Below are 12,647 nucleotides of genomic sequence, written 5' to 3'. Positions count from 1 at the left end.
CCCTGCTCGACGCGACGGCGGCATGGCTCGCCCCGCTGCTCCGCGAGGCCCCGGCGGGCCGGCCGTTCGTGCTCGGCCTGTGCGGCGCGCAGGGCAGCGGCAAATCGACGCTCGCCGCCGGACTGGCGGAACGGTTCGAGCGGACGGCCATCCTCTCGCTCGACGATCTCTATCGGACGAAGGCGGAGCGTGTCGCGCTGGCCCGCACCACCCACCCGCTCCTCGCCACGCGCGGCGTGCCGGGGACGCATGACGTGGCGCTCGGCCTCGCCACCTTCGACGCGCTCGGCCGGGGCGAGGCGGCGGCCCTTCCCCGCTTCGACAAGGCCTGCGACGATCGTGCCCCGGCCGGACGATGGGGCCATGCCCCCGCCGGCACCCGGCTGCTGATCTTCGAGGGCTGGTGCATCGGCGCGCGGCCTCAGCCGGAAGTGGCGCTCATCGAGCCGATCAACGCCCTCGAACGCGAGGAGGATGCCGGCGGCCTCTGGCGCCGCGCCGTCAACGCCGCGCTGGCCGGCGAGTATCAGCGGCTGTTCGCGCGGATCGACCGGCTGATGCTGCTGGCGGCGCCGGGCTTCGAGGTGGTGCGGGGCTGGCGGATCGAGCAGGAGCGGGAGCTGCGCGCCCGCGCCGCCCCCGATGCGCCCGGCCTGATGGGCGACGCCGAGGTGGCGCGCTTCATCCAGCATTATGAGCGGCTGACCCGCCATATCCTCGCCGAAATGCCTGCGCGCGCCGATTGCGTGGCAAGGCTTGCGGCCGATCGCTCCTTGTTGTCTGTTCATGGTTCATGACACCGATAGCAATCCTCGATTCCCACCAGCATGTCTGGACGATCGGCGGCCCCGGCCAGAGCTGGCCCGGCCCCGATCTGCCCGGCCTCCACCGCGACTTCGGCCTCGCCGACCTGCGCGCGGCGGCGGAGGGCGTGGAATTGGCGGGCACGGTGCTGGTCCAGTCTCAGCCGGACGACCGCGACACCGACTGGATGCTGGCGCTGGCCGAGGGCGATCCGCTGGTCCGCGCGGTGGTCGGCTGGGCCGATCTGGCGAGCCCCGACGCGGCCGGGCGCATCGCGGCGCTCGCCCGCCATCCGAAGCTCAAGGGGCTGCGGCCCATGCTTCAGGCGATCGAGGACAGCGCGTGGATCCTCCGCCCCGAGCTCGCCCCCGCCATCGAGGCGATGATCGCGCACGGCCTGCGCCTCGACGCGCTCGTCCAGCCGCGCCATCTGCCCGCGCTCGCCCGCTTCGCCGCGCGCTGGCCGGCGCTGCCCATCGTGATCGATCATGGCGCCAAGCCCTTCGCCGCGACGCACGAACTCGATCCGTGGCGCGAGGAGATCGCCGCGCTCGCCGCCCTGCCCCATGTCCACGCCAAGCTCTCGGGCCTGCGCACCGAGCAGGCGCCGGGCCAGAGCGCCGACGCTCTCGCGCCTTATGTCGCCCACCTCGTCGCGCAGTTCGGCGAGCGGCTGATGTGGGGCAGCGACTGGCCGGTGCTGCTGCTCGCGGGCGATCGCTATACGGATTGGGTCGCGGACGCGGAGCGGCTGGCCGCCCCCGCCGACGAGGCCGCGCGCCGCAGCCTGTTCCACGACGCCGCCGTCCGCTTCTACGGGCTGTGACGCCTCCTCGATCCCTTCCAGCACTGGTAGACCGGACCCGATGATTATCTCCTCGACGCACGACTTCCGCGAAGCGGCCCGCCGGCGCCTGCCGCGCTTCCTGTTCGATTATGCCGACGGCGGCGCCTATGCCGAGGAGACGCTGCGGCGGAACGTGTCGGACCTTGCGGGGATCGCGCTGCGCCAGCGCGTCCTGAAGAACGTCGCCGACATCGATCTGTCGACCGAGCTGTTCGGCGCGCGGCGGCCGCTCCCCATCGCGCTCGGGCCGGTCGGCATCAGCGGCATGTACGCGCGGCGCGGCGAGGTGCAGGCGGCGCGCGCGGCCCATGCCGTGGGCATCCCCTTCACGCTGTCGACCGTCTCGCTCTGCTCGCTGACCGAGGTGACGGCCGCCACGCCGGGGCCGATGTGGTTCCAGCTCTATGTCATCCGCGACCGCGCTTTCATGCGCGACCTGCTCGCCACCGCCCGCGCGCGGGGCGCCGAGGCGCTGGTCTTCACCGTCGACATGCCGGTGCCGGGCGCGCGCTATCGCGATGCGCATTCGGGCATGTCCGGCCCGCGCGGGCCGATGCGGCGGATGATGCAGGCGATCGGCAAGCCCGGCTGGGCGTGGGACGTGGGCGTCCGTGGCCGCCCGCATCTGCTCGGCAATCTGGAGCCGGTGCTCGGCAAGGACAGCGGGCTCAACGACTATATCGGCTGGCTCGGCCGCAACTTCGATCCGTCGATCTCGTGGGACGATCTCGACTGGATACGCTCCGAGTGGAAGGGGCCGCTCATCATCAAGGGCATCCTCGATCCCGAGGACGCGAAAGCCGCCGCCGGCATCGGCGCGGACGGCATCGTCGTCTCCAACCATGGCGGGCGACAACTCGACGGCGTGCTGTCCTCCGCCCGCGCGCTGCCGGGAATCGCGGACGCGGTGCGCGGCCAGCTCACCGTGCTGGCGGATTCGGGCATCCGATCGGGGCTCGACGTGGTGCGGATGCTGGCGCTGGGCGCGGAGGGCGTGCTGCTCGGCCGCGCCTGGCTGTTCGCGCTGGCGGCGCGCGGGGAAGCCGGCGTCGCGCAGATGCTCGATCTCTTCCAGCGCGAGATGCGCGTCGCCATGGCGCTCACCGGCGTGCGCACCATCGCCGGGATCGACCGCTCGATCCTCGCCTGAACTGGTGTGCCAGCGCTTGCATTCGCGCAGGCCTGCGCTTAGCGAGGACGACATAATGGTAAGGACAGTGAGAGGGAAAGTGGCCAGACAGCCTGTTCGGGAGCTGCGCGCATGATCGGCGCGGGACGCATCGTCTGCTTCGGCGAGCTGCTGCTGCGCCTCTCCCCTCCGGGGCGGGAGCTGCTCTTCCAGGGCGGCACGCTGGACGCCAATTTCGGGGGTGCGGAGGCCAATGTCGCGATCGGCCTCTCCCGCCTCGGCCACCGGACCGCGATGGTCAGCGCCGTGCCCGCCCATGCGGTTGGCCAGGGCGCGGTCGATCATGTCCGCCGCCATGGCGTCGATGCGAGCGGCATCGCGCGGACGCCGGGGCGGCTCGGCCTCTATTTCCTGACGCCCGGCGCATCGCTGCGCGCCTCCTCGATCGTCTATGATCGCGCGGGGAGCAGCTTCGCGGAGGCCGACGCCTCGTTGTTCGACTGGCCGACACTGCTCGACGGCGCGGCGATGCTCCACCTCTCCGGCATCACCCCCGCGCTCGGCCAGCGCTCGGCGGACATGGCCATCGCCGCCGCCCGCGCTGCGCGCGCGGCGGGGATCGCCATCTCGTTCGACGGCAACTACCGCCCCTCGCTCTGGCAGGCGTGGAACGGCGACGCGCGCGCCATCCTGTCCGAGCTGGTCGGCATGGCGGACATCCTGTTCGGCAACCATCGCGATGTCGCGTTGCTGCTCGACAAGCCGTTCGACGGCGACGGCCCGGACCGGCGGCGCATCGCGGCGGAAGCGGCGTTCGAGGCCTTTCCCTCGCTCAAGCTGATCGCCTCGACCGCCCGCCATGTCGTCGACGCCGACCATCACCGCCTCGCCGCCCGCGTCGACCTGCGCGATCGCGCGCACCAGACCGACGAGGTGGCCGTCACCGGCATCGTCGACCGGATCGGCGGCGGCGACGCGTTCGCTTCAGGGGTGCTGCACGGGCTGATCGCGACGGGCGACCCGGCCGAGGCGGCGCGCGCCGGCCTCGCGCTCGCGGCGCTCAAGCACAGCCTGCCCGGCGACGCGAGCCTGTTCGGCACCGCCGATATCGACGCCTTCTGGGACGGCGGCCTCGACGTCCGCCGCTAACCCCTCCCTTCCTCATCCCGACACCGGAGACATCCGCGTGAGCAAGCTCGAACTGCATCCCGACCGGCTCTTCCCCGCCGACCCGACCACCCGCGCCATCGCCCGCCGCCTCTACGAGACGGTGAAGGATCTGCCGATCGTCAGCCCGCACGGCCACACCGATCCGGCCTGGTTCGCCACCAACGAGCCCTTCCCCGATCCCGCGCGCCTGCTCATCACGCCGGACCATTATGTCTTCCGCATGCTCTACAGCCAGGGCGTGCCGCTCGACGCGCTCGGCGTGCCCACCGTCGACGGCAGCCCCACCGAGCAGGACGGCCGCAAGATCTGGCGCCTCTTCGCCCGGCATTATCATCTGCTGCGCGGCACCCCATCGCGCATGTGGCTGGACTGGGTGTTCGCCGAGGTGTTCGGCCTCGACGTGCTGCTCTCGGCCGAGACGGCGGATCATTATTACGACACCATCGACGCCGCGCTGAAGACCGACGCCTTCCGCCCGCGCGCGCTGTTCGAGCGCTTCAACATCGAGGTGATCGCCACCACCGAGAGCCCGCTCGATCCGCTCGACCACCACAAGGCGATCCGGGAGAGCGGCTGGAACGGCCGCGTCGTCACCGCCTATCGCCCCGATCCGGTGATGGACCCGGAAGACCCCCGCTTCATCGAGAATGTCCGCCGCTTCGGCGCGATGGCGGGCGAGGATGTCTCGACCTACGCCGGTTACCTCCGCGCCCACCAGAACCGCCGCGCCCATTTCCGCGCCGCCGGCGCGACCTCGACCGACCATGGCCACCCCTCGGCCTTCACCGCCGATCTGCCCCGCGCGGAGATCGAGGCGCTCTACGCCAAGGTGTTGACCGGCCCGGTGACGCCTGCCGAGGCGGAGCTTTTCCGCGGACAGATGCTCACCGAGATGGCGCGCATGTCGATCGAGGACGGGATGGTGATGCAGCTCCATCCCGGCGTCTCGCGCAGCCACAATCCGTCCGTCCTCGCCCGCTTCGGGCGCGACAAGGGCGCCGACATCCCGCTCGCCGGCGAGTTCGTGCGCTGCCTCAAGCCACTGCTCGACGCGCATGGCAATGATCCGCGCCTGACGCTGATCCTCTTCACGCTAGACGAGGATGTCTATGCGCGCGAACTGGCGCCGCTCGCCGGCCATTATCCGTCGCTGCGGCTCGGGCCGCCCTGGTGGTTCCACGACAGCCCCGAGGGGATGCGCCGCTTCCGCGAGCGCGTCACCGAGACGGGCGGCTTCTACAACACCGTCGGCTTCAACGACGACACCCGCGCCTTCCTGTCGATCCCGGCGCGGCACGACGTCGCGCGGCGGATGGACTGCGCCTTCCTCGCCCGCCTCGTCGCGGAGCATCGCCTCCCCGAGGACGAGGCGCTGGAGGTGGCCCATGCGCTGACCTACGGGCTCGTGAAGCAGGCCTACAAGCTGTGAGCCGCCTCTCCTCCGCGACGCTGGAGACGCTGCCCGTCGATGTCGAGCGCCCCGGTTACGACCGGGCGCAGGTGAAGACCGGCGTCGTCCATCTCGGCATCGGCGCCTTCCACCGCGCGCATCAGGCGGCCGTGTTCGACGCGGCGCTGACGGCGGGCGATCTGCGCTGGGGCGTGCTCGGCGTGTCGCTGCGCTCGGCCGGGGTGCGGGACCAGCTCGTGCCGCAGGACGGGCTCTACGGCCTCGTCGTGCGCTCGGGCGAGCAGCAGCGCATCCGCATCCTCGGCGCGGTCAAGGACGTGCTGGTCGCGCCCGAAGACCCGGCCCGCGTGGTGGCGGCGCTGGCCTCGGCGGACGTGCATCTCGTCACGCTCACCGTCACCGAGAAGGGATACCGGCTCGATCCTGCGACCGGCAGGCTGATCGAAGGCGATCCCGACATCGCCGCCGATCTCGCCGACCTGTCCGCCCCGCGCACCGTGCCGGGCTTCCTCGTCGCCGGCCTCAAGGCGCGGCGCGCGGCGGGGCTGCTGCCCTTCACCGCCGTCTCCTGCGACAACCTGCCGCACAATGGCCGCCTGCTGCGCAACGCGGTGCTGGCGATGGCGCGCGCGCATGATGCGGCGCTGGCGGCGTGGATCGAGGCGGAGGGCGCCTTCCCGCAGACCATGGTGGACCGCATCGTTCCCGCCACTACCGACGCCGACATCGCCGCGCTGGCCGAGCGGATCGGCGTCGAGGATCGCGCTATGGTGAAGACCGAGCCCTTCACCCAATGGGTGATCGAGGATCGCTTCTGCGGCCCCCGCCCGGACTTCGCCGCGCTCGGCGTGCGGCTCACCGCGGATGTCGCGCCGTGGGAGGAGGCCAAGCTCCGCCTGCTCAACGGCGCGCATTCGGGCATCGCCTATCTGGGCGGGCTCGCGGGGATCGAGTTCGTCAACCAGTTCGTCGCACGCCCCGAAGGCCGCGCCTTCGTCGAGGCGCTGTGGGACGAATCGGCCGAGACGCTCTCGCCGCCGGAAGGGCTCGATATCGACGCCTATCGCGGAGAGCTGATGGCGCGCTTCGCCAACAGCGCGCTCCAGCACCGCACCCGCCAGATCGCGATGGACGGCTCGCAGAAGCTGCCCCAGCGGCTGCTCGCGCCGATCCTCGCGCGGCGGACGGCGGGGAAGAGCGTCAACCGCCTCGCGCTCGCCGTCGCTGCGTGGATGCGCTGGCAGGGCGGCGTCGACGATGCGGGCCAAGGCTTCACCGTCGACGATCCGCTGGCGGGCCGCACCGCCGCCGCGCTCGAAGGCTGCACCAGCGCCGCCGCGCGCGTCGCCGCGCTGATGGCGATCGAGGCGATCGTGCCGCCCGCGCTCGCCGCTGATGCGGAGTTGGTCGCGGCCATCACCGGCCATCTCGACCGCATCGAACGCGAAGGCGCACTGGCCGCCCTTCGCGCTTGACCTTCCGGGGGACATGGGGGATCGCGCCCTCATGGTCCCCCGCATCCTGATCGACACCGCCGAGATCCCCGGCGGCGACACGCTCCGCCTGTTCCGGCGCGGCGCGGAATGGTCGATCATGCTTGGGCCCAACGAGCTGATGAACAGCCGGCTGTCGGGCTCCGAGGAAGCGCTGGCGACGATGTCGTGCGAGCGGATCGCCGGGCGGCCGAAACCGCATCTGCTGATCGGTGGGTACGGCATGGGTTTCACGCTGCGCGCGGCGCTGGCGGTGCTGGCCGGGGATGCGCGCGTCACCGTCGCCGAGCTGGTGCCCGCCGTGGTCGACTGGGCGAAGGGGCCGATGGCGGAGTTGACCGGAAACTACCTCGACGATCCGCGCGTGGACGTCCGCATCGCCGATGTGGCCACGCTGATCGGCGGCGCGCGGGGCGCCTATGACGCGATCCTGCTCGATGTCGACAACGGCCCGGACGGGCTCGTCCGCGCCGCCAACGACCGTATCTATGACGGCGACGGCCTCATGGCGGCGAAACGCGCGCTGCGGCCCGGCGGGGTTCTCGCCATCTGGTCCTCGGCACCCGACAGGAGCTTCACCCACCGGCTGAAGCGCGCGCGCTTCGACGTCGAGGAAGTGGCGGTCCGCGCCCGCGCCTCGGGGGCCGGCGCGCATCATGTCATCTGGTTCGCCCGCGCCTAGCGCCGGCGCCGCCCGCTCCCGATCGCGACCTTCACCGCCTCATAGGGGTTCATGCCCGATTCCAGCCGGTCGCGGATGAGTTCGGTGTCGGCCATCACCTGCGGCGCGTCGAGGCGCAACCCCGGCCCGATCCGGTGCCCGTCGCGCTCGCAATAGCGCTCGCCGGCCCCGTCCTCGTGCCAGCCCAGCCGGGGATCGCGGATGAAGGGGAAGTCCGGGCTCGGATCGGCATCGAAGGGCGTGACGCAGTAAAGCCGCTCGCCGATCTCGACCAGCGAATGCAGCACCAGCACATTGGGCTGGCGCCACCAGCCGGTCACCATCGTCGCGCGGCCGGTCGGATCATGCTCGGCGTAGAACCTCGCATTGGTGTGGCACTCGCGCGTCGGCGCGTTGAGGATGGCGGCGCCGCGCGGCACGCCGCGGATCGCACGCTCCACCGGCAGGCTCAGGATTTCGCGCACCGCATCCCGTTCCCAGCGCGACGGCGGAAACATCCATTGTTCGGCGCTGGCGAGGAAGGTTTCGCGCAGCCGCTCCAGCCGGGCCTTGGCCTCTCCCATGGCAAATCTTCTAACCCACTCAGGACACGAGCTTTAATGCACCGCCCCAGCGGAGGCGATCTAGCCATCAGTCTAACGCGGGAGACGGGGCTCCGATCCCGCACAGGGACTCGCCAAGCGGCGCGCGGGACGGCAGGATCAGTTCCATGTCGTTTCGAATCTCCGCCGATCGCCTCTCCTGGTCGCGTCTGGCGCCCATCCTGTCCCGTGTCGCCCTGATCGGGCTTGCCGGCGCGGCCGCCGCCGCCCCGGCCCCCGCGCCGCGCCGCCTGCCGGACGCCCTCAATTTCTCGACGGTGAGCGGCCCGGTCGTCGCGACCCCGGCCGACATCTACGGCCCGCTGTTCCGCGACGTGCAGATCGCCAGGATCTTCCCCGACGGCAAGACGTTCGCGGACGCCATTCCCAATCGCGATCCCGGCCAGATTCTCGCGGATTACAAGGCCGCGCACCTGAAGGGCGGGGCCGCGCTGCGGCGTTTCGTGCTCGCCAACTTCACCGTGCCTTCCGCCCCCTCGGCGCCGCCGCCCCAGGCAGGCGCCGCGAACACGCCGCTGCTCGCGCACATCGCCGCGCTGTGGCCGGTGCTCACCCGCCAGCCCGGCGCGGTGCCGCCGGGAAGCTCCGCGCTGGCGCTCACCAGCCCCTATGTCGTGCCGGGCGGCCGCTTCCGCGAAATCTATTACTGGGACAGCTACTTCACCATGCTCGGGCTGGTCCGCGACCAGCGCACCGATCTGGTGGAGGGCATGATCGACGACTTCACCACGTTGATCGAACGCTACGGCCATATCCCGAACGGCACGCGGACCTATTATCTCAGCCGGTCGCAGCCGCCGGTCTATTATCTGATGCTCGGCCTGTCGCCCGCGCACGACGTCGCCACCTTCCGGCGGCGGCTGGCGGCGCTGCGCCGCGAACATGCCTTCTGGATGCGCGGCGAGGACGGGCTCGCCCCCGGCCAGGCGCGGTTCCACGTCGCCCGCCTGCCCAACGGCGATCTCGTCAACCGCTATCGCGACGCGCGCGCCACCCCGCGCGAGGAAAGCTATGCGGAGGATGTCGCCACCGCCGCCGGATCGCGCCGGGTGCCGGGCAATCTCTATCGCGACCTGCGCTCGGCGGCGGAGAGCGGGTGGGACTTCTCGTCCCGCTGGCTCACCGATCCGCAGGATCTGCGCACCATCCGCACCACCGAGATCGCGCCGGTGGACCTCAACAGCCTGATGTACGGCATGGAGCGGATGATCGCGATCGCCTGCGCCCGCGCCGTCGATCAGGCCTGCGCGCGCGAATATACGGCGCGCGCCAATGCCCGCGCCAACGCGCTGCGCACGGATTTCTGGGCAAGCCGCGAAGGCCGCTTCGCCGATCTCGAATGGCGCACCGGCAAGCCGACCAGCCGGGTGACGGCGGCGACGCTCTTCCCGCTGTTCGTGGGCGCCGCGCGCCCCGATCAGGCGCACGCCGTGGCGCAGACGGTCCGCCGACAGCTCCTCGCGCCCGGCGGCCTGCGCACCACCACCATCGCCAGCGGCCAGCAATGGGATATCCCGAACGGCTGGGCGCCGCTCCAGTGGGTGGCGGTCGAGGGGCTGCGCCGCAACGGCGAGCAGGCGCTGGCGAAGACCATCGCGGAGCGCTGGCTGGGCACGGTGGCGAGCCGCTATCGCGCCTCCGGCAAGCTCGTCGAGAAATATGACGTCGAAAATCGCCGCGGCGGCGGCGGCGGCGAATATCCGCTCCAGGACGGCTTCGGCTGGACCAACGGCGTCACCCGCGCGTTGGCGGCCGATTACGCAATTCCCAACGGAAATTGAGGAATTCGAAGCACTTGCCTGAGAACTGTGCCCCCAGAGCCACACCCTCCCCCTAAAATGATGCAGTGCGACATAAGTCGACCGCCGTCGCAAATCTGACATTTGCCAACGCTAGTCGCCCCGCTAGCAGCGCGAAATACTCTTCGTCAGGGTCTACACAACAGGGGAATTCCAAAGTGAATATCGTGAAGCTTAGCGCACGCGCATCCGTGTCGCTTCTCGCGTTGGCGGCGATCACGCCGGCTTTCGCGCAGTCGACCGGCTCGCAGGATTTCGACCAGCCGCAGATCCTCGTCACCGGTTCGCGCATCAAGCCGCTCGAAGGCGTGTCGCTGCCCGATACGCCCAAGGCCCGTTATGTGCTGAATTCTGACTTCATCAAGAATCAGCGCCCCGGCCAGTCGATCGACGACATCATCAACATGATTCCGGGCGTCAGCTTCCAGAACAACGACCCCTATGGCAACTCGGGCGGTACGCTGAACATCCACGGCTTCGACTCGAGCCGTATTTCGCAGACGTTCGACGGCATCCCGCTGAACGACACCGGCAACTATGCCATCTACTCGCAGCAGCAGCTCGATTCGGAACTGATCGATCAGGTCAACGTCAGCCTCGGCTCGACGGACATCGACAGCCCGACCGCGTCGGCCACCGGCTCGACCGTCAACTACACCATCCGCAACCCCACCGAGGACTTCCACGTCCGTCTGGCGGGCTCGTTCGGTGAGTATAACTATCTCCACATGTTCGGCGTGGTCGACACCGGCACCTTCACGCCGTTCGGCACGCGCGCCTTCCTTTCGGCCAGCACGGCGTCGAACACCAACCCGTTCAACCATGCCAACCAGACCGAGAAATATCAGTACAACGCCAAGATCTATCAGCCGATCGGCGATAATGGCGACTTCGTCTCGGTCGCCGGCAACTATAACGTCGGCCGCAACGGCAACTTCTCGTCGATCCCGCTGCGTCTCGACACCGCCGGCCGTTCGGTCGGCCCGTCGAGCACGACCGGCCGCTTCCCGCTCACCAAGAGCGAGCGCGAATATGATCTCGGCCACTGCACGGCGGCGCCCGCCGTCGCCGGGCAGGTCGACAAGCCGGCCGCCGTGCCCTGCGGCTCGCTCTACGATTACAGCTTCAACCCGTCGCACACCGGCAACATCCGCGTGAACTCGCGCTTCACGCTGGCCGACGGCCTCGTCCTGACGTTCGATCCGAGCTATCAGATCGTCAAGGCCAACGGCGGCAACAGCGCCGTCACCGGCTTCGAGGGCACCTACACCAAGGCGGGCCTCCCCGCGGGCGGCATCACCGGCTATATCGGCGGCAAGCCCTATTTCGGCGGCGTCGACCTGAACGGCGACGGCGACACGCTCGACTCGGTCGAGCTGTATGCGCCGAGCCACACCGAGACGCATCGCTGGGTGATCCTCACCTCGCTGCGCTACGACATCAACAGCACCCAGACCGTCCGCGTCTCCTACACCTTCGATCATGGCCGCCATCGCCAGACCGGCGAGGTCGGCTATCTGAAGGCGGACGGCCATGCCGTGAACCTCTACCCGATCGAGAACCCGATCCTCGACGCCGACGGCAACAAGATGGAGAAGCGCAACCGCCTCTCCTACGCCATCCTGAACCAGGTGTCGGGCGAGTATCGCGGCACCTTCTTCGACAGCAAGCTGACCATCAACGCCGGTGTCCGCGCGCCGTTCTTCAAGCGCGATCTCACCAACTACTGCGTCAGCGAAGCGGGCGGCAGCGGCTTCGTCGACTGCATCCCCGACGCCGCCGATCAGCAGGCCTTCCTCGCCGCGAACCCGACCTTCGTCGGCCCGCAGCATCGCGTCATCAACTACAGCAAGGTGCTGCCGAGCGCCGGGCTGGTCTACAACTTCCTGCCGAAGTTCAGCCTGTTCGCCAGCTACGACAAGGGCCTCCAGGTTCCGGGCACGGACAACCTGTACAACGCCTTCGCCTATCCGCTGTCGAACCCGATCTCCAAGCCCAAGCCGGAGACGACCGACAATCTGAACGCGGGCGTGCGCTACAAGTCGAGCAAGGTGCAGGCCGAGCTGTCGGGCTGGTACACCTTCTACCAGAACCGCCTGGCCTCGTCCTACGACCCCGATCAGAACATCACGATCTACCGCAACCTCGGCACCGTGCATAAATATGGCGTCGACGGCTCGGTGTCGTACCAACCGATCCCGCAGGTCACCCTGTATGGCTTCGGTTCGTATCTGAAGTCGAAGATCCTCGACAATGTGGCGTCGGGCGCGACCAGCGTGTTCCTGACCGCCGGCAAGCGCGAATCGGACTCGCCGACCTACACCGTCGGTGGCCGCGCGCAGGGCAATTTCGGCCCGCTCGAGCTGGGCGCGCAGATCAAGCGCACCGGCCCGCGCTACGTCAACGACCAGAACCTGCCGGTGTTCGCGAACGGCGTGCAGGTCTATGGCGCGAAGGCTCCGGCCTACACGCTGGTCGATCTCGACGCGCGCTACTCGCTCGAGGGCCTCGGCCTGAACGACCGCACCTGGGTGCAGCTCAGCATCACCAACCTGTTCGACAAGCTCTATGTTGGCGGCTTCAGCTCCAACACGTCGAACACCTCGATCCCGTTCGCGTACATCGGTTCGCCGCGTACCATCTCGGGCACGATCAACTTCGGCTTCTGATCTCGATCGGAAGCGTCGCTTCGGGGGCGGCCGGCCATGCG

General features: G+C 69.7%; 10 protein-coding genes. 9 read left to right on the top strand and 1 reads right to left on the bottom strand.

Annotation, left to right across the window (positions count from 1 at the left end; genetic code table 11):
- Positions 1–35: 35 nt before the first annotated feature.
- The 7 genes from FHS98_RS07800 to FHS98_RS07770 all read left to right on the top strand — a co-directional run bounded on the left by FHS98_RS07800 (position 36) and on the right by FHS98_RS07770 (position 7,536).
- A complete protein-coding gene (locus FHS98_RS07800) occupies positions 36–797 on the top strand; it encodes a kinase (protein ID WP_243847927.1) in 762 nt (253 codons plus the stop codon).
- Complete coding sequence (locus FHS98_RS07795; protein WP_208402111.1) at positions 794–1,630, top strand: amidohydrolase family protein; 837 nt, start codon at positions 794–796, stop codon at positions 1,628–1,630. The genes FHS98_RS07800 and FHS98_RS07795 overlap by 4 nt, the downstream gene beginning before the upstream one ends.
- A gap of 40 nt (positions 1,631–1,670) precedes the next feature.
- Positions 1,671–2,801 (top strand): FMN-dependent L-lactate dehydrogenase LldD, encoded by a 1,131-nt coding sequence (lldD, locus tag FHS98_RS07790; protein ID WP_167102514.1) that lies wholly within the window; start codon positions 1,671–1,673, stop codon positions 2,799–2,801.
- A 111-nt stretch (positions 2,802–2,912) separates the two neighbouring features.
- Positions 2,913–3,929: a sugar kinase gene (locus FHS98_RS07785; protein WP_167102511.1), complete on the top strand. Its 1,017-nt coding sequence runs from the start codon at positions 2,913–2,915 to the stop codon at positions 3,927–3,929.
- Between the two features lie 37 nt (positions 3,930–3,966).
- Positions 3,967–5,379 carry a glucuronate isomerase gene (gene uxaC, locus FHS98_RS07780; RefSeq protein ID WP_167102508.1) on the top strand — a complete coding sequence of 471 codons (1,413 nt, stop codon included), beginning with the start codon at positions 3,967–3,969 and terminating at the stop codon, positions 5,377–5,379.
- Positions 5,376–6,836, top strand: a complete 1,461-nt coding sequence (locus FHS98_RS07775) for a mannitol dehydrogenase family protein (RefSeq protein WP_167102505.1) — start codon at positions 5,376–5,378, stop codon at positions 6,834–6,836. Before uxaC ends, FHS98_RS07775 begins: the two co-directional genes overlap by 4 nt.
- Before the next feature lie 31 nt (positions 6,837–6,867).
- Positions 6,868–7,536: a spermidine synthase gene (locus tag FHS98_RS07770; RefSeq protein ID WP_167102502.1), complete on the top strand. Its 669-nt coding sequence runs from the start codon at positions 6,868–6,870 to the stop codon at positions 7,534–7,536.
- Here the strand turns inward: FHS98_RS07770 and FHS98_RS07765 are convergent.
- Entirely contained in the window at positions 7,533–8,099 is a 567-nt protein-coding gene (locus FHS98_RS07765) for a hypothetical protein (RefSeq protein WP_167102499.1), read from the bottom strand. The two genes, FHS98_RS07770 and FHS98_RS07765, sit on opposite strands and share 4 nt — an antisense overlap.
- 146 nt (positions 8,100–8,245) lie before the next feature.
- Between FHS98_RS07765 and treA the strand changes: the two genes are divergently transcribed.
- On the top strand, positions 8,246–9,919 hold the full coding sequence (gene treA, locus FHS98_RS07760) for an alpha,alpha-trehalase TreA (protein ID WP_167102496.1): 1,674 nt from the start codon (positions 8,246–8,248) through the stop codon (positions 9,917–9,919).
- 185 nt (positions 9,920–10,104) lie between these two features.
- Positions 10,105–12,606 (top strand): TonB-dependent receptor, encoded by a 2,502-nt coding sequence (locus tag FHS98_RS07755; RefSeq protein WP_167102493.1) that lies wholly within the window; start codon positions 10,105–10,107, stop codon positions 12,604–12,606.
- Positions 12,607–12,647 lie beyond the last annotated feature (41 nt).

It is taken from the genome of Sphingomonas oligoaromativorans (assembly GCF_011762195.1).
Lineage (GTDB): Bacteria > Pseudomonadota > Alphaproteobacteria > Sphingomonadales > Sphingomonadaceae > Solisphingomonas > Solisphingomonas oligoaromativorans.
Note: the sequence above shows the minus strand (reverse complement) of the source record. Positions and strands in the feature narration are given on the sequence as shown.

Excerpts from the sequence above, each read along its gene's own strand:
- FHS98_RS07795 (WP_208402111.1), top strand. The coding sequence starts at position 794 with ATGACACCGATAGCAATCCTCGATTCCCACCAGCATGTCTGGACGATC.
- treA (WP_167102496.1), top strand. The coding sequence starts at position 8,246 with ATGTCGTTTCGAATCTCCGCCGATCGCCTCTCCTGGTCGCGTCTGGCG.
- FHS98_RS07785 (WP_167102511.1), top strand. The coding sequence starts at position 2,913 with ATGATCGGCGCGGGACGCATCGTCTGCTTCGGCGAGCTGCTGCTGCGC.
- FHS98_RS07765 (WP_167102499.1), bottom strand. The coding sequence starts at position 8,099 with ATGGGAGAGGCCAAGGCCCGGCTGGAGCGGCTGCGCGAAACCTTCCTC.
- FHS98_RS07770 (WP_167102502.1), top strand. The coding sequence starts at position 6,868 with ATGGTCCCCCGCATCCTGATCGACACCGCCGAGATCCCCGGCGGCGAC.
- lldD (WP_167102514.1), top strand. The coding sequence starts at position 1,671 with ATGATTATCTCCTCGACGCACGACTTCCGCGAAGCGGCCCGCCGGCGC.